A 26993-nucleotide genomic window follows, 5' to 3' on the forward strand; every position below is an offset into this window, starting at 1 on the left:
GTCGCGCAGCCTGCGATGCAATGCGAAAAGGCGCCCGCAGGCGCCTTTTCGTTTGGCTGGGACCCGCCCGCACTGCGGCGGGCCGCTGCGCCTTATGCGTAAGCGGGGCGCGGCTGGCCGGCCACGTCCTTCAGGTAGCGGTGCACCGACAGGTCGTCAGCCTGGATCGCCGGCTTCTTGCCCGAGATCAGGTCCGCGAGCAGCTGGCCGGAACCGCACGACATCGTCCAGCCGAGCGTGCCGTGGCCGGTGTTCAGGAACAGGTTCGACACCGGCGTGCGGCCGACGATCGGCGTGCCGTCCGGCGTCATCGGGCGCAGGCCCGTCCAGAACGTCGCGTTCGACGTATCGCCGCCGCCCGGGAACAGGTCGTTCACGCACATTTCGAGCGTTTCGCGGCGCGCGTCGCGCAGGTTCTTGTCGAAGCCGACGATCTCCGCCATGCCGCCGACACGGATGCGCTGGTCGAAGCGCGTGATCGCGATCTTGTAGGTCTCGTCGAGCACCGTCGACACGGGGGCAGCCGCTTCGTTGACGATCGGCGCGGTGATCGAGTAGCCCTTGAGCGGATAGACCGGAATCTTCATCAGGTTTGCAATGAAGCGGGTCGAGTACGAGCCGAGAGCGACCACGTAGGCATCCGCGCGCACCGTCTCGCTGCCGCATTGCACGCCGGCAATCTTGCCGCTGGCGATCGCGAGCGCGTCGATCGGCGTGTTGTAGCGGAACTTCACGCCGAGCCCTTCCGCGAGTGCGGCGAGGCGCGTCGTGAACAGCTGGCAGTCGCCGGTTTCGTCGCCCGGCAGGCGCAGGCCGCCCGTCAGCTTGTGCGACACCGCGGCAAGCGCCGGTTCGGCGTGCTTCAGTTCGGCCGGCGACAGCAGTTCGAACGGCACGTTCGCTTCCTTCAGCACCGCAATGTCCTTCGCCGCGCCGTCGAGTTGCTGCTGCGTGCGGAACAACTGCAGCGTGCCGCCCGTGCGGCCTTCGTACGCGATGCCGGTGTCGGCGCGCAATGCCTGGATGCAATCGCGGCTGTATTCGGCGAGCCGCACCATGCGGCCCTTGTTGACTGCATAGCGCTCGGCCGTGCAGTTGCGCAGCATCTGCCACATCCACTGGAGCTGGAAGCGGGTGCCGTCGAGGCGGATCGCGAGCGGCGCGTGCTTTTCGAACATCCACTTGACGGCCTTCAGCGGCACGCCGGGCGCCGCCCACGGCGCCGCGTAGCCGGGCGAGATCTGGCCTGCGTTCGCGAAGCTCGTCTCGAGCGCCGGGCCGGCCTCCCGGTCGATCACCGTGACTTCATGACCGGCACGTGCAAGGTAATACGCGCTCGCCACGCCCACTACACCGCTGCCCAAAACGACGACTCGCATAGCTGCTCCAGATGGAAGGACCAGATCGAGGCCGGGCGCACCCGCGGCTCCGTGTAACCTCTAGCTGATCTAGTTTTTTGCGCTATGGTATTGTCGAAGGTGTAGGTTTTGTTATCGTATTTTTCTGTTTTTTAGCAAAAAACCATGAGAACTCAACGCCAGCCGGTACGCACGCTCGACAAGCTCGACCGGCGCATCCTCAAACTGCTCCAGCACGACGGCAGGATGGCGATGAAGGACCTCGCGGAACAGGTCGGCCTGACCGTGACGCCGTGCATCGAACGCGTTCGGCGGATGGAGCGCGACGGGGTGATCACCGGCTATCACGCGCGGGTCGATCCGGCCCAGCTCGGCGCTGCGTTGCTCGTGTTCGTCGAGATCACGCTCGGGCACAAGGGCGGCAACATGTTCGAGCAGTTCCGCCGCGAAGTGATGAAGATCGACGAGGTGCTCGAGTGCCACCTCGTGTCCGGTGATTTCGACTACCTGATCAAGGCGCGGATCGGTGAAATGGCCGACTACCGCAAGCTGCTTGGCGACATCCTGCTGCAGTTGCCGGGCGCGGTGCAGTCGAAGAGCTATGTCGTGATGGAGGAAATCAAGGAGACGCTGACGATTTCGGTCGACGAATAGCCCCCCGATTTCACCCTTGGCACGCTGCGCCCAATACTGTATAAATATCCAGTATTGGGCGCAGGTGAATGGGTGGGGAAATGGGTGATCGATCCGACAACGAATTTCCGGTTGCGCCGCCAACGCCCCGCAAGGGGCGCGGGGCGGTCGACAACCTGCAGGGGCGGTACGAGACGGCGCTGCGCGAGGCGGTCGACGACGGCTGGACGCACGAGGCGGACGATGCCGATCTGCCGGCGCCGCTGCGTACGCAGGTGTTCGAGGAGCGCGCGAAGAGCATTCTGACGCGCAACCAGTCCCCCGACATTCCATTCAGCGTATCGCTCAATCCTTATCGCGGCTGCGAGCACGGCTGCATCTATTGCTTCGCGCGGCCGACGCACAGCTATCTCGGCCTGTCGCCCGGCCTCGATTTCGAGAGCCGCATCTATGCGAAGGTCAACGCGGCCGAACTGCTCGAGCGCGAGATCTCCCGAAAAAGCTACGTGCCCGAGCCGATCGCGCTCGGCGTCAACACCGATGCGTACCAGCCGGTCGAACGGGATCTGCGCATTACGCGCAGCGTGATTCAGGTCATGCACGATCGCGGGCTGCCGTTTGCCGCAATCACGAAGTCGTCGCTGATCGAGCGCGATCTCGACCTGCTCGCGCCGATGGCCGCGCGCGGGCAGGTGATGGCGGCAGTCACGATCACGACGCTCGACGCGGACCTCGCGCGCACGCTCGAGCCGCGCGCGGCGACTCCGGCTCGCAGGCTGCGCACGATCCGCGCATTGCGTGAAGCCGGCGTACCGGTCGGCGTGAGCATCGCGCCGGTGATTCCGTTCGTCACCGAGCCCGACATGGAGCGGGTGCTCGAAGCGTGTGCGGAGGCGGGGGCGACGCACGCGAGCTACATCATCCTGCGGCTTCCGTGGGAAGTTGCGCCGCTGTTCCGGAGCTGGCTGACCGCGCACTTCCCGGATCGCGCGGAGCGCGTGATGAACCGCGTGCGCGACATGCGAGGCGGCAAGGACTACGACGCGGATTTCGGCAAGCGGATGAAGGGCGAGGGGATCTGGGCGGATCTGCTGAAGCAGCGTTTTCGTCAGGCGGTCAAGCGGCTCGGGCTGAACGAGCGCGCAAACGGCATTCTCGATCTGTCGCAGTTTCGGGGGGCCGGCCATCCGGGGGCCGGCCATCCGGGGGCCGGCCATCCTGGGGGCGGCCATCCGTGGGCCGGCCATCCGGGTGGCGGTGCCTCCCGACAGGCCGTTCGCGGAGCGATCATCCGCGGACCGGAGGCGGATAAAGCTGCCATCCGCCGCTCGAGCGCACGGGCAGCCGGCTCGATGCCGCGCGACGACACGCAGTTGAGTCTTTTCTAGTTCCGTGCGTGCTGCCGGGCAGGGTAACGTGGCCGGTTGCTCTATTGCGGACGGCCGGTGGTTGTCGTGCCCCGAGCGTGTTCAGCAGCATGCCATCGGCGGCGCGGGCATACCGTGAGTCGCGCTTGTTATTGCGAGATCTGCTTGGCCGCTTCGACCTGCGATTCGAAATACGTCTGGAACGAGATGGCGAGCGCGGTCATCAACAGGAACGCGCCGACCAGCAGCGAGAAGATCACGACAAAGATCACCGTCCAGCCGGAGCGGCTGTGCTTGCCCGTGCCGGCGTTGAATTGCGCATCCCATTTTTCATCGGGGCGCAGGCCGTAGACGAGCGCCGCGAGGAACGCGGCGAGCAGCGAGATCGCGCCGGGCATGGCCAGCCACCAGCCGAGGCTCGCGGTGCGCTGGGTCGCGGCGAGCAGCAGGAAGCCGGGGATGCCGACGATCGTCGCGAGCAGGTGCGCCCAGCCGTATACATCCCGCAAGCCATACAGATAGAAACGGTGTGCGCCGATCGAGCCGAACAGGAAGGCGAGGGCTGCGGTCAGCGTCTTGGAGCGGAAGCGGCGGATCGGGGCGGTGCTGCTGGACATGGATCGCGGGCGTAATGTCGTTGGAATGGGCTGCCACAGACGCGGCGCGGGCAGGAAGCCCGGCACGCATTCTACGATGTCGGGGTGGAGGCGGTCACCACCGGTCTGCGTCAAGGTGCCGCATAGGTGATGCGATAGATCGCGCCCGCGTAATCGTCGCTGACGAGCAGCGAGCCGTCGGGCAGCGGCAATACGTCGGCCGGGCGACCCCATACGGTGCCGTCGGGTCGCAGCCAGCCGGTCACGAATGGCGTTTGCCGCGCGTGGCTGCCGTCGCCGGATGCGACGACGCGCATCACGCGATAGCCGACCTTGGTGCTGCGGTCCCATGAGCCGTGTTCGGCGATGAAGATGTTGTTTCGATAGGCGGCCGGGAACATCGCACCCGTATAGAAGCGCATGCCGAGCGACGCGACGTGCGCGCCGAGCTTCAGCACGGGGCCCGTGTAGCGGCGGCACACATTCTTGCTGCCGTATTCGGGATCGGGCGTGTCGCCGCCGTGGCAGTACGGGAAACCGAAATCGAGGCCTGCTTGCGGCGCGCGGTTGAGCTTGTCGTCCGGCACGTCGTCGCCCATCGAGTCGCGGCCGTTGTCGGTGAACCACAGCTCGCCCGTGTCGGGATGCCACGCGAATCCGACCGTATTGCGCACGCCGCGTGCGACCACCTCCCGGTGACTGCCGTCCGCGTTCATTCGCGCGATGATCGCGTAGCGGTTGCGGTCGGCGAGGCAGACGTTGCACGGCGCGCCGGTCGGCACGTACAGCTTGCCGTCCGGGCCGAATGCGATGAATTTCCAGCCGTGATGATGCTCGGTCGGCAGCGCGTCAGTGACGACGACGGGCTTCGGCGGCGTAGCGAGCTGGTCGTCGATGCGGTCGAGGCGCACAATACGCGACACGGCCGACACGTACAACGCGCCATCCCGATAGGCGACGCCGACCGGCATGTCGAGCCCGGATGCGATCACGTGGTGTTCGCTGATCTGCCCCTCACGCATCACGAGTGCGTGCACGCGGCCTTCGCGGCTGCCGACATACAGGACGCCGCGTGGCGACCACGCCATTTCCCGTGCGGTCGGCACCGCGTCGGTCAGCACCGACACGTGAAAACCGGGCGGCACGACGAGTTCGTCCACCGGCAACTGGCCGGCGGCGACCGTCGTTGCGCAGGCAAGGCAGGCAAGACAGATGAGACAGGCGGCGCCGGCAAGCAGCCCCGCAATGCGGCGCTGCGCGCGGCGCGCCGCGGCGCGAAGGGGCGGCATGGCGGCGGCGGGCGGTCCTGGACAGGACGATTGTATGCCCCGCGAACTGCGCATCTGCGGATTTTTTGCGCGTAAGTGTTTGTTGTGCCTCTGGTTTCCAGCTATAATCGCACGTTTCAGTAGTTTCGAACCCGGTTTTCCCGAAGGATTTCATATGGTTATCATCCGTCTGGCTCGCGGCGGCTCGAAGAAGCGCCCGTTCTACAACATCGTCGCTACCGATTCGCGCAACCGTCGTGACGGCCGCTTCATCGAGCGCGTCGGCTTCTACAACCCGGTTGCGACGAAGGGTGAGTCGCTGCGTATCGCTCAGGACCGCCTGACGTACTGGCAAGGCGTTGGCGCGCAACTGTCGCCGACCGTCGAGCGTCTCGTGAAGCAAGCGCAAAAGGCGCAGCCGGCTGCCTAACATGGCACGGTGTGCCGGTCGTGCCGGCTGTGAGGTGCATTGATGTCGGATCACGATACCGGTAACGCAAGGCGCGGGCGTGCGTCGTTCGGCGCATTCGTCCGCAAGCCGGTCGAGCGCGGGTCTGCCGCGAACGCCGGCGCGGCTGTCGAGCACGGCGGCCTCGAAGTGGTGCAAGCCATGCCCGACGACGCTGTCGAGGTCGGGGCGGTCGTCGATGCCTACGGCCTCAAGGGCTGGGTCAAGGTGGCGGCGCATGCCGATGCCGGCCGCGGTGGCGATGCGCTGCTCAGCGCGCGCCAGTGGTGGCTGGAGAGGGGCGCCGAGCGCCGTTCCGCCCGCATCACCCAGGCGAAGACGCATGGCGACACGGTTGTTGCGCAGCCTGTCGGTTGTGGCGATCGCGATACCGCGCTGGCCTTGCGCGGCTTTCGCGTGTTCGTGCGCCGCGACGATTTTCCGGCGCTCGCGTCGGACGAATTTTATTGGGTCGACCTGATCGGCCTCGAGGTCGTCAACGAGCAATCGGTGGCGCTCGGGAAGGTGGTCGGGATGATCGACAACGGCGTGCATTCGATCATGCGTATCGAATACCCGGCGACCGGGAAAAACGGTCAGCCGGCGGCTGCCGAACGGCTGATCCCGTTCGTCGGCGTGTACGTCAAAACGGTGGATCAGGCGGCACGTCGCATCGTTGTCGACTGGGAAGCCGATTACTAAATGGACCAGGTCACGGAGAGCGCGGTGCAGTTCGATGTCGTCACGCTCTTTCCCGAAATGTTCCGCGCGCTGACCGACTGGGGCATTACCAGCCGGGCGGTCAAGCAGGGGCGGTTCGGCTTGCGCGCCTGGAATCCGCGCGATTTCACGACGGACAACTACCGTACGGTCGACGATCGCCCGTACGGCGGCGGTCCGGGCATGGTGATGCTGGCGAAGCCGCTCGAGGCTGCGATCGGCGCCGCGAAGGCGGCGCAGGCGGAGCAGGGCATCGCGAGCACGCGCGTCGTGATGATGTCGCCGCAGGGTGCGCCGCTCACGCATGAACGTGTCGTGCGGATGGCGCAGGAGCCGGGTGTCATCGTGCTGTGCGGCCGTTATGAGGCGATCGACCAGCGTCTGCTGGACCGGTGCGTCGACGAGGAGATCAGTCTCGGCGATTTCGTGCTGTCCGGCGGCGAACTGCCGGCGATGGCGATGATGGATGCCGTCGTGCGTCTGCTGCCCGGCGTGCTGAACGATGCGCAGTCGGCCGTGCAGGACAGTTTCGTCGGCGGCCTGCTCGATTGTCCGCATTACACGCGCCCCGAGGAATACGACGGGATGCGTGTGCCGGACGTGCTGCTCGGCGGGCACCATGCCGAGATCGAGCGCTGGCGGCGCCAGCAGGCATTGAAGAATACGTGGCTGAAGCGTCCGGACCTGATCGCCCGGGCGCGTCGCGACAAGTTGCTGAGCCGTGCCGACGAGGCCTGGCTCGCGAACCTCGCACGCGAAGCGAAGGACGCCTCCTGAGGCGGTGCTCGCGGGCGGGAATTGGCGGCGCCGTACATGCGTGTATGGCGCCTGATGTGAATCCATCCTCTATCGGGGCCAAGCCTGGGAACGGGCGGGCGCAAACGCCGACAAGATGGTTTTAGGAGTCAGTGATGAATCTGATTGCAAAGCTTGAGCAGGAAGAAATCGAGCGCGCGCTCGCAGGCAAGACGATCCCCGAATTCGCCCCGGGCGACACGGTGATCGTGAACGTGAACGTGGTTGAAGGTAACCGCAAGCGCGTTCAGGCTTACGAAGGCGTCGTGATCGCGAAGCGCAACCGTGGCCTCAACTCGGCGTTCATCGTCCGCAAGATTTCGTCGGGCGAAGGCGTCGAGCGTACGTTCCAGACCTACTCGCCGCTGCTGGCGAGCATCGTCGTGAAGCGCCGCGGCGACGTGCGTCGCGCAAAGCTGTACTACCTGCGCGAGCGTTCGGGCAAGTCGGCTCGAATCAAGGAAAAGCTGGTGTCGAAGGATCGCGCCGCAGCTACCCAAGCGTAAGAGCTGTAAGGAAAAAGCACCCACCCGGGTGCTTTTTTCATTCTGGCGCGACAATACGCTCATATCGACTCGAATCAAGAGAGCTCCATTGACCCGCCGCCTCATTATCGATCCCGAAGTGCTGCCGGTCGAAGGCACCGGCGCCGGCCTGCTGACCATCGATCGCGAACGCATGACGCCGAGCGGCATGCGCGACCGCTTCGCCCGTGCGCTCGAATGGACGGCCGAACCGTTCGAGGCCCGCATCCAGGAAGGCACCGATCCACGCAGCGCCGCCGTGCTCGTGCCGCTCGTCGTCCGTGAAGCCGGTCTGACCGTACTGCTGACGCAGCGCGCCGACCACCTGAACGATCACGCCGGCCAGATTAGCTTTCCCGGCGGCCGACGCGAACCGTTCGACCGCGATGCGACTGCGACCGCATTGCGCGAGTCGAACGAGGAAATCGGGCTCGCCAGCGAGCGGGTCGAGATCCTCGGTGCATTGCCGGACTACCTGACGGGAACGGGCTTTTGCGTGACGCCCGTCGTCGGCCTCGTCCATCCGCCGTTCACCGTGCAGGCGGATACCTTCGAGGTTGCCGAGATCTTCGAGGTGCCACTCGCGTTCCTGATGAATCCGGCGAACCACGAGGTCCGCGTGTTCCGCTGGGATGGCGGCGAGCGTCGTTTTTTTGCGATGCCTTTTCCGCGAGGAGACGGGAGCGGGCATTACTTCATCTGGGGCGCAACTGCCGGCATGTTGCGCAATCTGTACCGCTTCTTGGTCGCCCGATGATCCGGTGCACCGTCGCGCACGCCCGGCCGGCCGCCGACGGTCGGCGCCGGCGGCCCGGCGTGGCTTACGCTGTGCTATCGTTATGCAAAAAATGACATAACCCGAAGACGGCGCCACGCATGACTTTCTTTTCGGTTCTCCTTGCCCTCATCATCGAACAGGTCCGCGCGTTGTCGCCGAGCAATCCGGTCTTCGCGCTGTTCCAGTTTCATGCGGAAACCGTCGCACATGGCCTCGACGCCGGCAAGCAAAAACACGGGATCCTCGCGTGGCTCGCGGTCGTGCTGCCGTGGGTGCTGATCGTTGCGCTGATCTATTTCCTGTTGTACAAGGTGAGCTTCGTGCTCGCGTTCCTGTGGAACGTCGTCGTCGTGTATTTCACGCTCGGCTTCCGCCAGTTCTCCCATTACTTCACCGACATCCACCTCGCGCTCAACAACGACGACGTGCCGCGCGCGCGCGAAATCCTGCACGAGTGGACGGGCATCGATACGGTCGACATGCCGGTCGGCGAGATCGTCCGCCATACGCTGATCCATGCGGTCGTCGCGTCGCATCGCCACGTGTTCGGCGTGTTCTTCTGGTACGTGCTGCCGATCGGGCCGGCCGGCGCGGTGCTGTATCGCATTTCCGAATACCTCGCCCGCAGCTGGTCGGCGCCGGCAGACGATCGTACTGCCGCGTTCTCGACGTTCGCCCAACGCGCGTTCTTCGTGATCGACTGGGTGCCGGCGCGCCTGACGGCGCTCGGCTTCGCGATCGTCGGCAATTTCGAGGATGCGATCTACGCGTGGCGCAACCATACGCGCCAGTGGCCCGACCCGAATGACGGCGTGCTGCTGGCAGCGGGCAGCGGGGCGCTCGGTGCGCGGCTGGCCGGGCCGCTCGCGGAGCCGTCGAGCCTGGACGCACTGGCAGTCGGCGACAGCGGTCCGTTGACGGTCGGCGACGATTGCACGCCGCGCACGCTGCAGTCGGCGGTCGGCCTCGTGTGGCGTGCAGTGATTCTGTGGATGATCCTGTTGCTGATGCTGACGCTTGCCGTCTGGGTGTCGTGACGCGGGCGCCGCGTTTCTCGAAGAACGAAAGAGCAAGGCCGGCGCGATGCCGGCCTTTTTGCTGGATCAATCGTCGCGCGGGTCGCGTACCGCGCCGCAATGCCAGCACGCGGTGAACTGCGCTTCGAGCTCCTCGCCGCAGTGCCGGCACCGCCAAGGTGTCGCGCCGGCCGCCGGGCCGTGCGATGCGGCGTCGAGCAGGCGGCGCGCAAGCGCGTCGTCGCGCTCGTCGTCGAGCCAGACCTCGGGCGCGCATGCATCGGCGGGAATACCGCCGAGCGCGCCCGTCGCATAGCGATTGTGCAGTTCGCAGCCGATCCCGGCTGCTTCGAGGACGTTGGCCCAATGCTGCGCGGTCGCGAGATCGGGTGCCTTGAAACGCATCGTGGTTCCTGTCGGTGGTGGCCGGGGCGACCCGACCGCCGCGGCCGGATCAGCTCATCAACGCACGATCTGGCTCGCCTCGTGCACCAGTTGCGCGTACAACGCATGCCGCGACGGCGCGACGCGGCCTTCGGCGACGGCTTCCAGGATGGCGCAGCCCGGCTCGTGCAGATGATGACAATTATAGAAACGGCAATGCGCGAGCAGCGGACGGAACTCCGGGAACGCGCGCTCGAGCCGGCCTTCCGTCAGATGATAGAGGCCGAATTCCTGGAAGCCCGGTGAATCGATCAGCGCGCCGTCGCTGCCTGGCAGCGGATAGAGGCGCGTGAAAGTCGTCGTGTGCCGGCCGCTGTTGAGCGCGGCCGAGATCTCGCGGGTCGCCGCTTCCGCGTCGGGCACGAGCAGGTTCACGAGCGTGGATTTGCCCATCCCCGACTGGCCGAGCAGGATCGTCGCGTGTCCGGCGAGATGCGGCATCAATTGTGCACGCGCGTCGTCGGGCGCGCCCTTCACCGACAGTTCGAGCACGTCGTAGCCGAGCGCGCGGTACGGCGCGAGCCGTTCGCGGGCGACGGGCACGGCGGCCTCGACGTCGATCTTGTTCAGCACGACGAGCGGCTTCAGGTCGTTCGCCTCGGCCGCGATCAGTGCGCGCCCGAGCAAGTCCTCGCTGAAATAGGGCTCGGTCGCCAGCACGATCAGCAACTGGTCGAGATTGGCCGCGAACAGCTTCGACTTGAACTGGTCGGAACGGTAGAGCAGGTTGCGGCGCTCGCCGATCTCGACGATCACGCCCTGGTCGGCGGACGAACGCTCGTACGCGACGCGGTCGCCGACCGCGATGTCGCTCTTCTTGCCGCGCGGGAAGCACTGCAGCATCGCGCCGCCGTCGTCGGGCGCGACGATGTAGTGGCGCCCGTGCGCCGCGATCACGCGGCCTTCGGCACGTTCCGCGCCCGACGCGCGCTGGGCCGGCTTGCGGGAAGTCGGCCGGCTCATGCTTGCTGCAGCAACCGGTCGATCCGCTGCGACGCGGGCGGGTGCGAGTAGTAGAACGCGGTGTAGACGGGGTCGGGCGTCAGGGTCGACGCGTTGTCCTCGTACAGCTTCACGAGGGCGCTGACGAGATCCTGCGCGTGCGTCTGGCTGGCGGCGAACGCGTCGGCCTCGAATTCGTGCTTGCGCGACGTCAGGCTGCCGACCGGCGTCGCGAAGAACAAAAATACGGGGATCGCGAGGAAGAACAGCACGAGCGCGGCGCCGGCGTTGCTGGAATCGAGCGACGGCGTGACGCCGAGCCCCGTGTAGAACCATGCGCGTTGCGCGAGCCAGCCGAGCAGCGCGAGCAGCACGAGGCTCAGCACGAACGACACGACCATGCGTTTCATCACGTGGCGGCGCTTGAAATGGCCGAGTTCGTGCGCGAGCACGGCCTCGATTTCCTCGCCGGACAGGCGCGCGAGCAACGTGTCGAAGAACACGATCCGCTTTGATGCGCCGAAGCCGGTGAAGTACGCGTTGCCGTGCGCGGACCGGCGGCTGCCGTCCATCACGAACAGGCCCTTCGCCGCGAAGCCGCAGCGCTTCATCAGCGCCTCGATGCGGGCGCGCAGCGCGTCGTCCTTGAGCGGCTCGAACTTGTTGAAGAGCGGGGCGATGAAGGTCGGGTAGATCAGCAGCACGAGCATCTGGAACGCGACCCAGACGATCCACGTCCACAGCCACCACAGGTTGCCCGCCTGGTTCATCAGCCACAGCACGACGAACAGCAGCGGCAGGCCGAGCGCGGCGCCGAGCAGCGCGTTCTTCAGCATGTCGGTGAAGAACAGGCGCTTCGGCATCCGGTTGAAGCCGAAGCGCTCCTCGATCCCGAACTGGCGGTAGTACTCGAACGGCACGTCGATCACGCTCATGATCGCGAACACCACGGCGACGAGCCCGACCTGCTGTCCGTAGCCGCGGCCGAGCCCGCCGCTCAGGAGCGCATCGAGCGTGCCGACCCCGCCGAGCAGCGTGAGTCCGACGAGCACGCCCGCGCTGACGACGATCTCGAGCATCGTCAGACGGGTGCGCTCGACCGTGTAGTCGGCCGCGCGCTGGTGCGCAGACAGCGGAATGGTTGCGCTGAACTGGGCAGGGACGCGGTTGCGGTGCGCGGCAACGAAGCGGATCTGCCGCGACGCGAGCCACAGCTTGGTGACGACCATCGCGACCACGGCGAGCGTGAACAGCAGGGTGAACGAAGAAGGTGACATCGAAGGCGCCAAAGGGTTCTATGCGAGAATTATATGTTCTTGCGGACGGGGCCCGCTGACGCGACGCCGTCCGCCGCGGCGCGGCACGCCGTCCGCCATTTTCCAGGATGACTCATGACCGATACCCCCGCTTCCGCCAGCCAGCCTGAACTCGTGCGCAACGAGCTGAACCTCGTCTGGCTCGACATGGAAATGACGGGCCTCGACCCGGATAACGACCGCATCATCGAAGTCGCGGTCGTCGTGACCAACTCGACGCTCGAGATCGCGGTCGAAGGGCCGGTGTTCGCGATCCACCAGAGCGACGCGACGCTCGCCAAGATGGACGACTGGAACAAGTCGACGCACGGCCGCTCGGGGCTGATCGACCGCGTGCGCGCGTCGACGGTCACCGAAGCGGAAGCCGCCGCGCAGCTCCAGGCGTTCCTCGGCCAGTACGTGTCGCCCGGCAAGTCGCCGATGTGCGGCAATTCGATCTGCCAGGACCGCCGCTTCATGGCGCGCTGGATGCCGGATCTCGAGCGTTTCTTCCATTACCGCAACCTCGACGTCAGCACGCTGAAGGAGCTGTGCCGACGCTGGCAGCCGGCGATCTACAAGGGTTTCCAGAAGCGCGCGATGCATACCGCGCTCGCCGATATCCACGAGTCGATCGACGAGCTGAAGTACTACCGCCAGCATTTCCTGATCCCCGCCACGCCGGCGTCGACCGGCGAATCCGCGCCGGCCGCCTGAGCGGGCCGGTCCCGGGTCAACGGGGCGCGCGCTGCGCGCTCTTCGGCCGGAACGCCGCGACCACGGCGGCGTTCGTCTCGATATACGGGCCGCCGATCAGGTCGATGCAATAGGGCACCGCGGCGAAGATGCCGGGCACGGTAATCGTGCCGTCCGCGCCGCGCAGCCCTTCGAGGGTTTCCTTGATCGATTTCGGCTGGCCCGGCAGGTTGATGATCAGCGCCGCATGATCGGCCGTCTCGCGGATCACCGCGACCTGCCGCGACAGGATCGCGGTCGGCACGAAATTCAGGCTGATCTGCCGCATCTGCTCGCCGAATCCCGGCATTTCCTTCGTCGCGACCGCGAGCGTCGCCTCGGGCGTCACGTCGCGGCGCGCGGGGCCGGTGCCGCCCGTCGTCAGCACGAGGTCGCAGCCGGCCGTGTCGACCAGCTCGACGAGCGTCGCGGAAATCGTCGCCGCGTCGTCCTGGATCAGCCGCGTCTCGGCGCGCCACGGCGAGCTCAGCGCGGCGGCGAGCCACGCCTGCAGCGCGGGAATGCCCTTGTCCTCGTAGACGCCGGTGCTCGCGCGGTCGCTGATCGACACGAGGCCGACCACCAGCTCGTCCGGATGGTTACGCGTCGTCGTCATGATCCTCTCCGGCGGGCTCGTCGCTTGCGTCGTCCGCCTCATCCGAGCCGGGCACGCCGCTCGCCGTCTTGATCCACTGAAACAGCTCGCGGTAGTAGCGCGGCGGCTTGCCTTGCTGCGCCTCCCTGCGCGCATTGCGGATCAGCGTGCGGCCTTCCTGCACGTCGGCGTCCGGGTGCTGGCGGATGAATTCGGTCAGCGCGTCGTCGTCGGCCAGCAGCTGTTCGCGGGTGCGCTCGATCCAGTGCAGGCGGGCCGTCGCGGCCTTGTTCACGCCGCGCTGCGCGTCGAGCGCGGTGCGCAGCGCGGCCGTCTCGTCGTCGGTCAGCGAGCGCATCACGCGGCCGACGTACTGGAGCTGGCGGCGCTTGCCTTCGTGATCGGTGATGCGGCGCGCCTCGCGCACCGCATCCGCGAGGTCTTCGGGCATCGGCATGCGCTTGAGCGCGTCCTTGGGCAGGTCGACGAGCGCCTGGCCGAGTTCCTGCAGCGCGTGCATCTCGCGCTTCAACTGGGATTTGCTGGGGCGATCGTAGCCGTGGCCGGCATCGTCGTCGGCGTGCTCGATCGGCTGAATTCGGGTTTTGCGTGTCATGGGCGGCATTGTATCGCGCCGCAGCCGCCCCAAGCTTCTCCATTCGGGTATCCCGGACCTGAAATGAACGGTCGCCACGCTCACTGCGTTCGCTGCCCCCTGAGGGGGCCATCAGTGCGCTTGGGGCGGCCCGGCGCGCACTGCACACTGATATGATCGCGGGATACGACATTTTGAACACGCGGGCCGCGAGCCCGCTACCGGATAAAACGAAGATGGCTGCCAATCTCGACACCCAAGCGCGCTATTTCCCGCATACGCAGGATCAGCTGAAAGAAATCGCCTCGGACATCCTCCGGCACGCGAAGGCGCTCGGCGCGTCGGATGCCGCGACCGAAATCTCCGAAGGCGACGGCCTGTCGGTGTCGGTGCGCCGCGGCGAGGTCGAGACGATCGAGCACAACCGCGACAAGATGGTCGGCGTGACCGTGTTCATCGGCAAGAAGCGCGGCAACGCGAGCACGTCGGATTTCTCGCCGGCCGCGATCAAGGACACTGTCGCCGCCGCGTACAACATCGCGCGCTTCACCGCCGAGGACGACGCGGCCGGGCTCGCCGAGGCCGAGCTGCTCGAAACCGATCCGCGCGACCTCGACCTCTATCACCCGTGGGACCTGTCCGCCGACGACGCGGTCGAGCTCGCCCGCCGCGCGGAAGACGCCGCGTTCGCGGTCAGCCCGCAGATCCGCAATTCGGAGGGGGCAAGCGTGTCGGCGCAGCATTCGCAGTTCGTGCTCGCGACGTCGCGCGGCTTCCTCGCCGGCTATCCGTACTCGCGCCACTACATCGCGTGCGCGCCGATCGCGGGCAGCGGCCGCCACATGCAGCGCGACGACTGGTATTCGTCGAAGCGCAGCGCGGCCGATCTCGCGGCGCCGGAAGCCGTGGGGCGTTATGCGGCCGAACGCGCGCTCGCGCGGATGGGCGCGCGCCGCCTCGATACCCGCAAGGTGCCGGTGCTGTTCGAGGCGCCGCTCGCGGCGGGCCTGCTCGGCGCGTTCGTGCAGGCCGTGAGCGGCGGCGCGCTGTACCGCAAGACGTCGTTCCTCGTCGACAGCCTCGGCAAGCCGGTGTTCGCGCCGCATATCCAGGTCGTCGAGGATCCGCACGTGCCGCGCGCGATGGGCAGCGCGCCGTTCGACGAGGAGGGCGTGCGCACGCGCGCGCGCAGCGTCGTCAAGGATGGCGTCGTCGAGGGCTACTTCCTGTCGACCTACTCGGCACGCAAGCTCGGCACGCAGACGACCGGCAACGCGGGCGGCTCGCACAACCTCGCGCTGCGCAGCAGCAACACGCAACCGGGCGACGATTTCGACGCGATGCTGAAGAAGCTCGGCACGGGCCTCCTGCTGACCGAACTGATGGGGCAGGGCGTGAACTACGTGACGGGCGATTATTCGCGCGGCGCGGCGGGGTTCTGGGTCGAGAACGGCGTGATCCAGTATCCGGTCGAGGAGATCACCGTCGCGAGCACGCTGCAGGAGATGTTCCGGCACATCGTCGCGATCGGCGCGGATTCGATCGTGCGCGGCACGAAGGAAACCGGCTCGGTGCTGATCGAGCAGATGACGATCGCCGGGCAGTAAGCGCCGGCGCGGCAGTCCGGCCGCCGGCATGAATGAAAAAAGCCCGACCGGCCTGTCGCCGGTCGGGCTTTTTTCATCGAACGGGCGTCAGCCGCGCTTGCGTGCGTAGACGACGAACGCGTAGCCGAACGTGTTCGGCGCGGCCGCCTGGTGCGCGTCGCGCGACACTTCCCGCCAGTGCGCGGGATCCGGCGCGGGGAACGACGCGTCGCCGTCGAAGTCGGCGTCGATCTCGGTGACGACCAGCTTGTCGGCGAGCGCGAGGCCTTCCGCATAGAGCTGCGCGCCGCCGATCAGGAACGCCTCGGCCGCGCCGTCCCGCGCGGCGAGCTCGAGCGCATCGGCGAGCGACGTGACGGTATCGCAGCCGTCGAAGCGGCGCGATGCGTCGCGCGTGACGACGATGTTGCGGCGGCCCGGCAGCGGCCGGCCGATCGATTCGTGGGTCTTGCGGCCCATCACGATCGGCGCACCCATCGTCGTGCGCTTGAAAAAGGCGAGATCCTCGGGAAGTTTCCAGGGCAACTGGTTGTCGCGGCCGATGATGCCGTTGCGGGCGCGCGCGACGATCAGGGTCAGCGTCGTCATGAAGGTCGGAAAGAGGGAAGACCGGAATGGCGCCGATTCTACCGGAATGCCGGCGCGCGCCGCGCATCGTGCGCGGCGGCGCGCCTGCCGTGGCGGGATACCGCGTGCGCGCTCACCCGCTGGGCTCGTCGTCGCCCGCCGCCGCGCGCTGTTCGGTATCCGACAGCTCGCGCAACCCGTGCGCGCCCATCAGCCGGTACAGCGTGACGCGCGAGATGCCGAGTTCCGCAGCCGCTTCCGCGAGACGATGCCGGTGACGCAGCAGCGCGGCCTCGATCGCCCGCTTTTCCGCACGCTCGCGCGCCTCGGCCAGCGTCATCGACTGCTGCACCGTGTACTGCCCGAGATCGAGATCGGCCGCCGAGATCAGCCGGCTGTCCGCCATCACGATCGCGCGGCGGATCCGGTTGATCAGTTCGCGCACGTTGCCGGGCCACGGGTAGCTGTACAACGCCTCGATCGCGCACGGCGTGAAGCCGCGGATCTTGCGCGCGCCGTCACTGCGGAATTTCAGCAACACGTGGTGCGCGAGCAGTTCGATGTCCTTGCCGCGCGCGCGCAGCGGCGGCTCGTCGATGCGCAGCACGCACAGCCGGTGGAACAGGTCGGGACGAAAGCGTCCGTCGCGCATCGCCGCTTCGAGATCGACGTGCGTCGCCGAGATGATCCGCACGTCGACCGCAATCGATTCGTGGCCGCCGAGCCGCTCGATCTTGCCCTCCTGCAGGAAGCGCAGCATGCTCGCCTGGCTTTCGAGCGGCATGTCGCCGATCTCGTCGAGGAACAGCGTGCCGCCATGCGCGGCCTCGACGCGGCCGATCTTGCGCTGGTTCGCGCCGGTGAACGCACCGCGCTCGTAGCCGAACAGTTCGGATTGCAGCAGATGGTGCGGAATCGCGCCGCAGTTGATCGGAACGAACGGCGCCTTGCGGCGCGTGGAGCGCTCGTGGATCGCGAGCGCGGTCAGCTCCTTCCCGGTGCCCGATTCGCCGGAGATGAACACCGTGGCATCGGTGTTCGCGACCTTGCGGATCGTGCGAAACAGCTGCTGCATCGCGTCGCAGGTGCCGACCATTTCGTCGTCGCCGGTCGCCGCGACGTCGGTCGCGAGCCCGAGATCGCACAGCGTCACCATCCCGTACGCGTGGCCGACGAGGTAGTCGATCGTCGTATGCGTCGGCGGGCCCTTCACGTAATCGAAGCAGCACTGGCGGATCAGCTTGCGGATGTCGGGCTCGGCGAGCCGCACGGCGTCGGCGAGTGCGATCCAGCCGATCTGCTGATGGCGCAGGACGGGCTCGAGCGCGGGCAGGTCGCGCGCCGCGAACGCGTCGAGATCGACAATGCCCGCGTGCGCGACTTCCGGTTTGACGAGCCGCTGCACATCATGCGAGGACTTCGCGCACAGCACGTCCCAGCGACGCTCCCGGAGGTGCGTGACGAGCGCCGCGTCGGGACGGCGCGACAGATACACGAGTGGCCGGACTGCAAGCAGGTGGCCGGTCCCTGCCCCGTCCGAGTGCGCGATCGTCAGTCGCGGCATGAAGCCTGGAGGGGCGGCTGGTGAGACGGGGCGGGAGTCGTGCACGATATCCTCGCTGCGGTGTCGCGCTTCAGAACGTATACGGGAAGCGCAGGCCGACGACGTAGTTCGGCGCATCGGGCGTGAGCCCGATCGCGACCGACGCGTTCATCGTCAGGTGCTTGTTGAACACATGGTTGAGGCCGAAGCCCAGTGTCGACGCAGTCGTCTGGCTGCCCGGCACGCGCTGCCATTCGCCGCCCGGTGCCTGGGTGCGGGTCGACGGTTCGATCGCCATCGTGTAGGAAATGCTCGCCGAGTCGCGCTCGGAGAACGCGAGCGCGACGCCGCCGCCGAGCTGGACGATGTCACCGAGCTTCACTTTCGCGGGCTGCGTCTGGCCGATCACCGACGAGATGTCCGCGAACGAGCGGGCGACGTTGTACGTATAGGACACGCTGCCGAACAGCACGATCGGGTCGTAGGTCTTCAGCGCGGACAGCCCGGCCGTGATGCTCCAGAAGCCGGTGCCGGTCGGCAGCTTGCTCGGCGCGACGAGGTTCGTGTTGTTCGCATCGGCCTGCAGCAGCTTGATGCCGAACGGCGACGTGCCGGTCGGCGACTTCACGCGCAGGCTGCCGACGATGTCCGGCACGCTGCCGTGTTCCTTGATGAACTGGTAGTAGATGCCGAAGTTCACGTCGCCGAGCGCGTGCGAATTCACCGCGGTGTCGGACAGCGTGTTCGCCGCGCCGCCTGCGCCGCCGTTGATGAAGGTCGACGTGCGGTACATGTACGGCACGTCGACGTCGACGCTGATGCGCTCGGTGAGGCCATAGCGGACGTCCACGTCGGACATCAGCTGGTGCGACTTCGTCTGGCCGAGATTCAGGTTGCCGAGGAAGATCGCGTCGAGCGCGAGAAAGCCGGACAGCTGCAGTTGCCGGCGGTCGTAATAGGTATCGCTGATCCCCCAGTCGATCGTCAGCTTGCGGTCGAAGAGCGGCGCGTGCTCGCGCTGCACGACCGCGTCCTCGGCGGCGGTGCGGGTGGGTTCGGCCGCCTTCTGCGTGGTGCCGATCGTGCCCGGCGCACCGGTTTCGGCGCTGCCGGCGGGCGGCGGCGGATTCACCGGCACGCCGGTCGCGGTACCGGTGCCTTCACGCGGCGCAGGCGTGACGGGCGTGTACTGGGATACCAGCGTGGCCGGGTCGGTGGTGCCCGGCGCGCCCGGTTCGCCGCGGCCGCGGCGAGCCATCTCGAGATCCACGACCTGGCGCTCGAGCGCATCGATCTTGCGCTGCTGCTGGTCGACGACCTTCATCAGCATATTGAGCCGCTCCTCGACCGACTGGTCGGCGAGTGCCTGCGCATGCGCGCCCTGCATGAACGTAAAGCAGAGAACCGCGGCCGGAATGGCGGCAAGCTTGGTGCGCGGCAGACATGTTGACGACTTGTGACACATGGCCCTTCCCCCCGGATGGAGCGACCGTGAAGCGAACCAAGGGGTCCGGTCCGCGGCCGCCTGATGCGGCACACGTAAGCGATTGCGTGTGCGATGCCGCGGCTCGCGCGCCGCCTGTCATCTCCTCAAGAGGGCGCTGCTTTGCAGCGCCTGCAGGACGCCCATCTGACGGAGCGTCGCCGGTGACATCTGCTGCGTCTGCAGCAGGAGTTGCAGCTGGTTCGAGACGATCTGGCGATTGCCTGCGACCTGCAGCAGTTGTGCGATCGAGCCGGCCTGCTGGGCCGATGCCGGCGTAATCGACTGGGTGGCCAGCCCGGCCGGTGTCTGCAGCGCGACAGACACCCCGTTGCCGGTGAACGAGACGCCGGCCTTCACCGTGCCGGCCGCATCGGTCGCGAATGCGCTCGGGCTCGACGTCGAACCGGGCAGCGGGGCGGGTGTCGGGTTCTGCGCATTGAAGTCGATGACGGCGGCGTTGGTGCCGGCGTTGTGGTTGCCCGCGACTTGCGTGATCTGCGAGATGCCGTTGACCGACACCGATTGCCCGCCCGCGGCGATCGCGTTCGGGTTGGCGCCGCTCGGCCCACCGTTGCCGTCGACGACCTTCGCGAGCGTCGTGACGTTTGCGTTGAGCTGGTTCGCGGCATTGGTGGCGGCCGATAGCGTGCCTTGCGCGATCGCGAGGGCGCCGTTGGGCAACTGCCACTGGGACACCAGGTTCAGCACGAACCCGGAGATCATCGATGCATCGGCGTATTTGCCGGTCTGACGGGCGAGGACGTCATCGTCGACGAGCTGCATGGCCGGTGCAGGCACCTGATTGTCGAACGGACGCAAATCGAGCGCGCCGGGCGCGTTCTCGGCTGCAACGGCGCCGCTCGCGTAGCCCACCATGGCAGCACACCATGCGAGGCAGAGCGGCGAGAGGTAGCGTTTCATGGCGGGTCAGAACAGGTCTGCCTTGATCAAGCCGAATTCGACGAAAGGAATCGCGGCGGAGCCGGTGTTGAGCGCCTGGTCGCGCAGCTTGAGCGCCAGCGATTCGTTGTTCTGCAAAAGGGGCGAGTCCTCCTTGAAGGGTTTGCCCAGCACGGCGAAAACGAGGCCGTTCCAGGTCCTGGCGAAGTCCTGCTCGAGCACGATGCGATTGCCGAGCGCGGGATCGGCGAGGAAGATCCGGCCGTTCTCCGCATGCTTGACGATCACGAAGTGCTCGTAGCCGTCGAGGTTCATCAGTACGAGCACGGGAATCTGCAGGTGGTACAGCGCGTCGATTCCGACCCGGAAACCGCGGCCGCGCAGGCCGAGCGTCTCGACGAATTTCTTCATGTCGAGCATCGAGAAGCCGTTCTTCACCACGACGTCGGGCGTCGAGAACGCCATCATCCGCCGGATCATTTCGGTTTCCGGAATATCGATGTCGTAGCCGTACTTGAGCAGCGTCGCGAGCGCGGCCGAGCCGCAACTGAAATCGAATTGCTGGTTGACGATGTCGCGATAGCGCAGGTCGCGCATCGATTGCAGATGCTTCGTGAGCGGCACGCCCGCGAACGTGGACGTGTCGATGCTCGATTGCGCGGCGGCTGCCGCGCATCCGGCGCTGCATGCGATGGCAACGGCGACGCGCAGCGGCCACAGCGGATGTTCCCCGGACATGCTGATCTCCTGCTACGCGCGCTGCGCCGCAAGATGTGCGGCACGGCGCGCGTTCCCCCGGTTGTAACGGTCAATGACCGTTGTTGAGTGCAGCGATTGCGAGACCGTTGTGCTGCAGGTTGCCGACGCCGCCGGCGATGTTCACGCCGATGTTGCCGGTGGAGTTGTGCAGCGTATTCGCGCCGAGCAGCGCGCTGCCTTCGAAACGTCCGCTGACTGCAGCCCCTGCGCTTTGCGTGTTGTCGTCGGTTGCGACCATCGCGACCGTCTGCGCTTGTGTCGCATTGACGGTCGTCACGGAGCCGGCCAGGCTGTTGTTCTGCACGTTGCCGATGCCCGACGCGACGTTCACGCCGACGTTGCCCGACACGTTCGACAGCGAGCCGTCGCCGATCGTCGCGTTCAGCTTGAAGTTGTTGACGCTGGCCGAGCCTGCCGACGACTGGTTGCTGAAGATCTGTGCGTTACCGAACACGTTGCCGATATCGACCGCCGCGAGCGACACGTCGTTGCTTTGCGCGTTGTCGATGCCTTCCGCGACGTTCACGCCGAGGTTGCCGGTGACGCCCGACGCCGCGTTGCTGCCGGTGCCTGCATTCAGCACGCCGGCCTGGCGGGTATCGACGTAGTGCGTGACGCTGCCCGTCTTCGTCACGTCAGTCTTGTCGACGTCGAGGTTGAAGCTCCACGACTTGCTCTTCGAGAACTTCTCGGAGCCGCTCTTCTCGGATGATCTGCTCGACGATTCGGTCGACGCCATCTGGTCGTGATGCACGCGCGCCTTGTAGCCGGACTCGCTCATCGACGAGCTCGTGTTCGTCGATGAGCTCGACATGTCGTTGTGCGTCGTGCTCTTCGACGACGCGCCGTCCCACGCGACACCGGCCGAGCCGGCCACATAGAGGCTGCCGTTGAAGTTCACGTTCTCGCTGCTGCCGCCGTTGCGATGGTTGCCGGTATGGGTATGGGTCTCGCTCACGCTTGCGGACGCGGCGACCGTTCCTGTCAGGACGCCCGCGACGGCCTGGTGGCCACTGTTGGTGCTCGAGTCGCTCGACGACGACGCATGTTGCGTGTCGCTGCTGGTCTGCGACTTCCGGTTTTCGGCTGACGCCCATGCCGTCACGCTGAGCGAATCGTGCGACGACGAATGAGATTCGCTCGACTTCGACGACGACGTCTTCATGTATGACGCGCTCGACATGAGCGACGAACTGCCTGTCACCGAGACGTTCTTGTCCTCGTTGTTGAAGGTCGTCGTGACCGCGCCCAACGTGTAGCTGTGATAGTTCGGGTCGAGCGACGTTCCTTCGGGGAGCAGCACAGCCTGGGTGTTGTTGACGACCGCGCCCGCCGTGCTCGTCACGGTCACGCATCCGAAGATCCGGACCCAGCCGCGAATGCCGACGGTTTCAGTCACGCCGGTCGTATTGAACAGATATACCTTCGGTGGTGCGGCATAGACGGAACCCGCCGCTGTCAAGAGTACCGCCGCTGCAATGAGTGTGCGCTTCATAGTACGCTCCGTTACGGTGATGGCTTAGTTAAAAAGAGTGCCCGCCGGGGGACGGAGCACAAAACTGTTCGCCGTCGCATTACCGGCGCCGGAGGTCTGGTTGACTTGTACGATGCCGCTGATATGCTTGAAAGCGTCGCCGCTAATCGACACCTCGGGCATACCCAGCCCGCCCACCGGGAGTCCCGGTCCTCCGCGTCCTGGGGCTGTTTCGGATAATTCGGTATCCGAGACAGCCCTTGCTTCCGCGCCCAGCGTGCCGAGCACGGTGCTGTTGCGCTGAAGATTTCCCGCCCCTGCACTCTGGTTCACCAGCAGAGCGCCCGAGACATTCGAAAATGCCGAGCCCTCGATGCGCGTCGTCGTGTCGCCCACGTGTGCGTGCGTGACTGCCGACTGAGTGACACCGACGTATCCGGCGCCCGCGGCGCCCATTCCCAAAGCGAGCTGATTGCTCTGTGCGTTGTCGAGGCCGGCCGTTTCGTTGACCGCGATCGCGCCGCTCGTGCCGCTGCCGGTGCCGGTCGCAATCGTTGCGTTGCCGCTGACGACCGGCTCGCTCTGTGCGAACGCGCCAGGTGCGGCGAACGCGGCGAACGCGGCGAACGCGGAGACGAGAGCGATCGCGATCGCGAGCGGCGCGCGAAGCGTGCGCGCGTTCACTTGACTGCTCCCAGTGCGCTCGTGAGCGGGGCGAGCGCGCCCGTCACCGAGCTCGAGATCGTGCCGCCGATGCCGCCCGTCGTCGGCGCGCCGCCGATCGCGCCGCGCACGATCGCGCTGCTGCCCGCGTCGCCCGCGAGGACGCGCGTGACGGCCTGCATGCCGCTGCCGCCGAGGATGCCGCCGGGCGCGACGCCATTCGAGCCATGCGCGTTGGTCAGGTCCGTGTCGGAGACCATCGTGGCCATCATCGGGTCGAAGTGGTTCGCCGGAAACGTAGTCGCGCGCACGAGCACGGGGTCCTGAGCTTTCGGCACGCTGTCGTACGCAATACGCGGCGTGATGTCGCGTGCGACGATGATGTCGCCCGGGTTCGCGAGCTGTTGCTGCGCGAACGCCGTGCCGCAAACGATGCCGGCGAGCGCCGCGCACAGCGCGGCGAGAGCCGGGCGGCGAAGCGAAGACAGCGGAGCGTTCATGTCGGGCCTCTCGAACGGCGCATCGATCGACGAGCGCCGGTGTCGGTTGGTTGTTGTTACTTGCGCGTGTAGCTCGCGTTGTTGCCTTGGATCGCGCGTTGCGCATCGACCGGAATCGGCAGCGGCGTGGGCGGCGCGATTTCGTCCCACAACGTGACGGACGCACTGCCGGCCGGCATCGCCGAAGGCGCCGAGACCGTCACGATGCCCGGCGCGCGACCGCGCTGCTGGTCGAGCGTGTTCTCGTCGAGTGGCGTATAACGCTTCATCCACGTAGCGTCCGCGAGCGGCGACGCAAACGTTGCGACGGGTGCGTCCGGCAGTGCGGCGTCCTGGGCGGAGGCCGCGATCGGCAGCGACGCGGCTGCGAGCGCGATGGCCGCCGAGGCGAGGGAAAGGCGAAGGACGTGTCGCATGGCGTGTCTCCCGTATGCCCCGTAAGCAGCGAAATGCATGCCATCGACGTCAAACCGTTGACGTGAGCGCGATCCGCATTTCGACGTTGCGAACTGGCCGGCCAAACGCAAAAAAAATGTTTCAGGCCTGAAACGAGGGGACTTGGGAGTACTGCGGATTCAAGCAATCCGCTTCAGGGATGAAAATCAACGCTACGTGTCGATGCGATAAACGCGGCCTCGGTGTCTGCACATATATGCAGAGGAATGGCCAACATCCGGTTCGGTCGGGCCGTGTTTTGATCGCGCGACGGCGTTGAAATCGGTTTGTCTTAATCTGCGCCTATAACTAAGGTGTTTTGACCAAAAAAAACTACACGCGAAGAGACCTGCGGCTGCAGTCCGCGATTTCATGAGCGCCATCATGCGAGGTTGGCGCTGCCTCGCATTGCATGGTGAATCGAGCCAGCCTGAGCATGACCCGATTCGATTTTTGCGTGCTATTTGGCATGCGTCAGTAATCGTTAGACGGTTGATGAACGGGGTGAGCTTATGGAAGCCGAAGCACGGCATGTGATCTATTTCTCCCGGGAACCGAGCGATGCGTTGCGCGGTCATTTCGACGCGCGCGGCTGGCGCGTCGATCTCGCCGAAACCGTGCGCGACGTGCGGCGTGTCGTGCAGCACGGTGTCGCAACGGCCGGGCTGCTCGATTTTTCGTCGGGATTCAAGCCGGCCGACCTGCACGAACTCGAACCCTGCCTGACGATTCCGCACATCGGCTGGATTGCGGCGACGCAACGCGGCCAGTTGCAGGATGCCGCGCTGCGCCACCTGATTCGCGACTACTGCTTCGATTACGTGACGATGCCGTACGAGACCTCGCGCATCGTCGAGACGGTCGGCCATGCGCACGGGATGGTCGCGCTGACCGATCCGGCGCCGCTGCCGGCGGGGGCCGGGCGCGGGGAAGGCGAGATGGTTGGCACCTGCGAGGCGATGCTGGCGCTCTTCAAGATGATTCGCCGGGTGGCGACAACCGATGCGCCCGTGTTCGTTTCCGGCGAGTCGGGCACCGGCAAGGAACTGACGGCCGTCGCGATCCATGAGCGATCGTCGCGCGCGCAGGCGCCGTTCATCGCGATCAACTGCGGCGCGATTCCGTCGACACTGCTGCAGGCCGAGCTGTTCGGCTACGAACGCGGCGCATTCACCGGCGCGAACCAGCGCAAGGTCGGCCGCGTCGAGGCCGCGCACGGCGGCACGCTGTTCCTCGACGAGATCGGCGACCTGCCGCTCGAGAGCCAGGCGAGCCTGTTGCGTTTCCTGCAGGAGGGCAAGATCGAACGGCTCGGCGCGCACGTGTCCGTGCCGGTCGACGTGCGCGTGATCTGCGCGACGCATGTCGACATGGAAGCGGCGCTGCGCGAAGGGCGTTTCCGCGAGGACCTGTACCACCGGCTCTGCGTGCTGAAGATCGAGGAGCCGCCGCTGCGCGCGCGCGGCAAGGATATCGAAGTGTTGGCGCGGCACATGCTCGAACGCTTCAAGGGCGACTCGCATCGCCGCCTGCGCGGCTTCTCGCCCGACGCGATTGCCGCGCTGTACGGCTATCCGTGGCCGGGCAACGTGCGCGAGCTGATCAACCGCGTGCGCCGCGCGATCGTGATGTCGGAAGGCCGGACGATCACGGCCGAGGATCTCGAGCTGCGCGACTTTGCGGTGCTGGCGCCCGTGTCGCTCGTCGAGGCGCGCGAGGCGGCCGAGCGGCAGGCGATCGAACATGCGTTGCTGCGTCACCGCGGCCGTTTCGCCGATGCGGCGCGCGAACTCGGCGTGTCGCGCGTCACGCTGTACCGGCTGATGTGCGCGCACGGCATGCGCGATCGCGGCGAGGCGCTGGCCGGGTTTCCGCCGCCGTTGCCGGAGCTTCCGCGGCACGCTTGCTAGAATTGGCGGGTGCGGCCGCCCTCGCGGCCGAAGGAACCCGCATGAAACAGTATCTCGATCTCGTTCGTACCATCCTCGACACCGGCACCTGGCAGGAGAATCGCACGGGCATCCGCACCATCAGCATGCCCGGCGCGATGCTGCGCTTCGACCTCCAGCAGGGCTTTCCGGCCGTGACGACGAAGAAGCTCGCGTTCAAGTCGGCGATCGGCGAGCTGGTCGGCTTCCTGCGCGCGTCGCGCAGCGCGGCCGATTTCCGCGCGCTCGGCTGCAAGGTGTGGGACGCCAATGCGAACGAGAACGCGCAATGGCTCGCGAATCCGTACCGGCAGGGCGTCGACGATCTCGGCGACGTGTACGGCGTCCAGTGGCGCCAGTGGCCCGGGTACAAGGTGCTCGACGCGGGCGCCGATGCGCAGATCGCCGATGCGACGCGCCGCGGCTTTCGCGTCGTCACGCGCTTCGACGAGGACGGCGCGCCGAAGGTGCTGCTGTACAAGGCAATCGACCAGCTGCGCCAGTGCCTCGACACGATCATGCAGAACCCGTCCGACCGCCGCATCCTGTTCCACGCATGGAATCCGGCGGTGCTCGACGAGATCGCGCTGCCGGCCTGTCATCTGCTGTACCAGTTCCTGCCGAACGCGGCGAAGCGCGAGATCTCGCTGTGCCTGTACATCCGCAGCAACGACGTCGGGCTCGGCACGCCGTTCAACCTGACCGAAGGGGCCGCGCTGCTGTCGCTCGTCGGCCGCCTGACCGGCTATACGCCGCGCTGGTTCACCTATTTCATCGGCGACGCGCACATCTACGAGAACCAGCTCGACATGCTGCAGCAGCAGCTCGCGCGTGAACCGTACGAAAGCCCGCGGCTCGTGATCGCCGACCGCGTGCCCGACTATGCGCAGACCGGCGTGTATGCACCCGAGTGGCTCGAGAAGGTCGAGCCGTCCGACTTCTCGCTCGCCGGCTACCGGCACCATGAACCGCTGACGGCGCCGATGGCCGTTTGAGCGGACGCGTCGGGCGCCGCGCCCGAC

Annotated in this window: 28 protein-coding genes and 1 pseudogene; 12 read left to right on the forward strand and 17 right to left on the reverse strand. The window is 66.6% G+C overall.

Going from position 1 to position 26993, the window contains the following annotated elements:
• Positions 1-92: 92 nt before the first annotated feature.
• Positions 93-1379, reverse strand: a complete 1287-nt coding sequence (locus ACV22Z_RS04695; RefSeq protein WP_448075176.1) for a D-amino acid dehydrogenase — start codon at positions 1377-1379, stop codon at positions 93-95.
• A gap of 144 nt (positions 1380-1523) precedes the next feature.
• Between ACV22Z_RS04695 and ACV22Z_RS04700 the strand changes: the two genes are divergently transcribed.
• Both ACV22Z_RS04700 and ACV22Z_RS04705 read left to right on the forward strand, forming a co-directional pair.
• Positions 1524-2012: an Lrp/AsnC ligand binding domain-containing protein gene (locus tag ACV22Z_RS04700; protein WP_205797105.1), complete on the forward strand. Its 489-nt coding sequence runs from the start codon at positions 1524-1526 to the stop codon at positions 2010-2012.
• A 68-nt stretch (positions 2013-2080) separates the two neighbouring features.
• Positions 2081-3379, forward strand: a complete 1299-nt coding sequence (locus ACV22Z_RS04705) for a PA0069 family radical SAM protein (RefSeq protein ID WP_448075177.1) — start codon at positions 2081-2083, stop codon at positions 3377-3379.
• Positions 3380-3507: 128 nt separating this feature from the next.
• Here the strand turns inward: ACV22Z_RS04705 and ACV22Z_RS04710 are convergent, their stop codons facing one another.
• Together ACV22Z_RS04710 and ACV22Z_RS04715 are read right to left on the reverse strand one after the other, a co-directional pair.
• A complete protein-coding gene (locus tag ACV22Z_RS04710) occupies positions 3508-3975 on the reverse strand; it encodes an NINE protein (RefSeq protein ID WP_448075178.1) in 468 nt (155 codons plus the stop codon).
• A gap of 110 nt (positions 3976-4085) precedes the next feature.
• Positions 4086-5243 (reverse strand): PQQ-dependent sugar dehydrogenase, encoded by a 1158-nt coding sequence (locus ACV22Z_RS04715; RefSeq protein ID WP_448075179.1) that lies wholly within the window; start codon positions 5241-5243, stop codon positions 4086-4088.
• A gap of 154 nt (positions 5244-5397) precedes the next feature.
• Between ACV22Z_RS04715 and rpsP the strand changes: the two genes are divergently transcribed.
• The 6 genes from rpsP to ACV22Z_RS04745 all read left to right on the forward strand — a co-directional run bounded on the left by rpsP (position 5398) and on the right by ACV22Z_RS04745 (position 9524).
• Positions 5398-5652 (forward strand): 30S ribosomal protein S16, encoded by a 255-nt coding sequence (gene rpsP, locus ACV22Z_RS04720; RefSeq protein ID WP_010091769.1) that lies wholly within the window; start codon positions 5398-5400, stop codon positions 5650-5652.
• Positions 5653-5694: 42 nt separating this feature from the next.
• Positions 5695-6372 (forward strand): ribosome maturation factor RimM, encoded by a 678-nt coding sequence (gene rimM / locus ACV22Z_RS04725; RefSeq protein ID WP_448075180.1) that lies wholly within the window; start codon positions 5695-5697, stop codon positions 6370-6372.
• The gene (gene trmD / locus ACV22Z_RS04730) at positions 6373-7167 is read left to right on the forward strand and encodes a tRNA (guanosine(37)-N1)-methyltransferase TrmD (RefSeq protein WP_448075181.1); all 795 of its coding nucleotides are present in this window, start codon (positions 6373-6375) and stop codon (positions 7165-7167) included. It abuts the gene before it with no gap.
• Between the two features lie 134 nt (positions 7168-7301).
• Positions 7302-7691 (forward strand): 50S ribosomal protein L19, encoded by a 390-nt coding sequence (gene rplS / locus ACV22Z_RS04735; protein ID WP_124599106.1) that lies wholly within the window; start codon positions 7302-7304, stop codon positions 7689-7691.
• 88 nt (positions 7692-7779) lie between these two features.
• A complete protein-coding gene (locus tag ACV22Z_RS04740) occupies positions 7780-8466 on the forward strand; it encodes a CoA pyrophosphatase (RefSeq protein ID WP_448075182.1) in 687 nt (228 codons plus the stop codon).
• 119 nt (positions 8467-8585) lie between these two features.
• Positions 8586-9524 carry a CobD/CbiB family protein gene (locus ACV22Z_RS04745; RefSeq protein ID WP_448075183.1) on the forward strand — a complete coding sequence of 313 codons (939 nt, stop codon included), beginning with the start codon at positions 8586-8588 and terminating at the stop codon, positions 9522-9524.
• A 66-nt stretch (positions 9525-9590) separates the two neighbouring features.
• Here ACV22Z_RS04745 and ACV22Z_RS04750 read toward each other — a convergent pair whose 3' ends face one another.
• Genes ACV22Z_RS04750 through ACV22Z_RS04760 form a run of 3 tightly spaced genes read right to left on the reverse strand, consistent with a single transcriptional unit; the run spans position 9591 to position 12166 of the window.
• Positions 9591-9908: a putative signal transducing protein gene (locus ACV22Z_RS04750; protein WP_448075184.1), complete on the reverse strand. Its 318-nt coding sequence runs from the start codon at positions 9906-9908 to the stop codon at positions 9591-9593.
• A 57-nt stretch (positions 9909-9965) separates the two neighbouring features.
• Positions 9966-10910: a ribosome small subunit-dependent GTPase A gene (gene rsgA / locus ACV22Z_RS04755; RefSeq protein WP_448075185.1), complete on the reverse strand. Its 945-nt coding sequence runs from the start codon at positions 10908-10910 to the stop codon at positions 9966-9968.
• The gene (locus tag ACV22Z_RS04760) at positions 10907-12166 is read right to left on the reverse strand and encodes a M48 family metallopeptidase (RefSeq protein ID WP_448075186.1); all 1260 of its coding nucleotides are present in this window, start codon (positions 12164-12166) and stop codon (positions 10907-10909) included. Before ACV22Z_RS04760 ends, rsgA begins: the two co-directional genes overlap by 4 nt.
• A 114-nt stretch (positions 12167-12280) precedes the next feature.
• On the opposite strand from ACV22Z_RS04760, the gene orn reads away from it, so the two are divergent.
• Positions 12281-12901, forward strand: a complete 621-nt coding sequence (gene orn, locus ACV22Z_RS04765; RefSeq protein ID WP_448075187.1) for an oligoribonuclease — start codon at positions 12281-12283, stop codon at positions 12899-12901.
• A 16-nt stretch (positions 12902-12917) separates the two neighbouring features.
• Here the strand turns inward: orn and mog are convergent, their stop codons facing one another.
• The gene (gene mog, locus ACV22Z_RS04770) at positions 12918-13535 is read right to left on the reverse strand and encodes a molybdopterin adenylyltransferase (protein WP_448075188.1); all 618 of its coding nucleotides are present in this window, start codon (positions 13533-13535) and stop codon (positions 12918-12920) included.
• The gene (gene yjgA, locus ACV22Z_RS04775) at positions 13519-14130 is read right to left on the reverse strand and encodes a ribosome biogenesis factor YjgA (RefSeq protein WP_448075189.1); all 612 of its coding nucleotides are present in this window, start codon (positions 14128-14130) and stop codon (positions 13519-13521) included. The genes mog and yjgA overlap by 17 nt, the downstream gene beginning before the upstream one ends.
• A 215-nt stretch (positions 14131-14345) precedes the next feature.
• Between yjgA and pmbA the strand changes: the two genes are divergently transcribed.
• On the forward strand, positions 14346-15716 hold the full coding sequence (pmbA, locus tag ACV22Z_RS04780; protein WP_448075190.1) for a metalloprotease PmbA: 1371 nt from the start codon (positions 14346-14348) through the stop codon (positions 15714-15716).
• Between the two features lie 87 nt (positions 15717-15803).
• Here pmbA and ACV22Z_RS04785 read toward each other — a convergent pair whose 3' ends face one another.
• The 9 genes and pseudogenes from ACV22Z_RS04785 to ACV22Z_RS04825 all read right to left on the reverse strand — a co-directional run bounded on the left by ACV22Z_RS04785 (position 15804) and on the right by ACV22Z_RS04825 (position 24024).
• Positions 15804-16304, reverse strand: a complete 501-nt coding sequence (locus ACV22Z_RS04785; protein WP_448075191.1) for a dihydrofolate reductase — start codon at positions 16302-16304, stop codon at positions 15804-15806.
• A gap of 112 nt (positions 16305-16416) precedes the next feature.
• Positions 16417-17895, reverse strand: a pseudogene (locus ACV22Z_RS04790) (sigma 54-interacting transcriptional regulator); the annotation flags it as partial.
• Between the two features lie 22 nt (positions 17896-17917).
• A complete protein-coding gene (locus ACV22Z_RS04795) occupies positions 17918-19291 on the reverse strand; it encodes a hypothetical protein (RefSeq protein WP_448075192.1) in 1374 nt (457 codons plus the stop codon).
• Positions 19292-19408: 117 nt separating this feature from the next.
• Positions 19409-20233 carry a peptidase C39 gene (locus ACV22Z_RS04800; RefSeq protein ID WP_448075193.1) on the reverse strand — a complete coding sequence of 275 codons (825 nt, stop codon included), beginning with the start codon at positions 20231-20233 and terminating at the stop codon, positions 19409-19411.
• A gap of 6 nt (positions 20234-20239) precedes the next feature.
• A complete protein-coding gene (locus tag ACV22Z_RS04805; protein WP_448075194.1) occupies positions 20240-20950 on the reverse strand; it encodes a C39 family peptidase in 711 nt (236 codons plus the stop codon).
• A gap of 70 nt (positions 20951-21020) precedes the next feature.
• Positions 21021-22466, reverse strand: coding sequence for a cell wall anchor protein (locus ACV22Z_RS04810; RefSeq protein WP_448075195.1), 1446 nt, complete (start codon positions 22464-22466; stop codon positions 21021-21023).
• Between the two features lie 24 nt (positions 22467-22490).
• Positions 22491-23129 carry a hypothetical protein gene (locus ACV22Z_RS04815; RefSeq protein ID WP_448075196.1) on the reverse strand — a complete coding sequence of 213 codons (639 nt, stop codon included), beginning with the start codon at positions 23127-23129 and terminating at the stop codon, positions 22491-22493.
• On the reverse strand, positions 23126-23608 hold the full coding sequence (locus ACV22Z_RS04820) for a hypothetical protein (RefSeq protein ID WP_448075197.1): 483 nt from the start codon (positions 23606-23608) through the stop codon (positions 23126-23128). Before ACV22Z_RS04820 ends, ACV22Z_RS04815 begins: the two co-directional genes overlap by 4 nt.
• A gap of 56 nt (positions 23609-23664) precedes the next feature.
• Complete coding sequence (locus ACV22Z_RS04825) at positions 23665-24024, reverse strand: hypothetical protein (protein WP_448075198.1); 360 nt, start codon at positions 24022-24024, stop codon at positions 23665-23667.
• 531 nt (positions 24025-24555) lie between these two features.
• Here ACV22Z_RS04825 and ACV22Z_RS04830 point away from each other — a divergent pair.
• Together ACV22Z_RS04830 and ACV22Z_RS04835 are read left to right on the forward strand one after the other, a co-directional pair.
• Complete coding sequence (locus ACV22Z_RS04830) at positions 24556-25953, forward strand: sigma 54-interacting transcriptional regulator (protein ID WP_448075199.1); 1398 nt, start codon at positions 24556-24558, stop codon at positions 25951-25953.
• Between the two features lie 41 nt (positions 25954-25994).
• Complete coding sequence (locus ACV22Z_RS04835; protein ID WP_448075200.1) at positions 25995-26966, forward strand: thymidylate synthase; 972 nt, start codon at positions 25995-25997, stop codon at positions 26964-26966.
• Positions 26967-26993: the final 27 nt, after the last annotated feature.

The organism is Burkholderia sp. PU8-34, assembly GCF_053427725.1.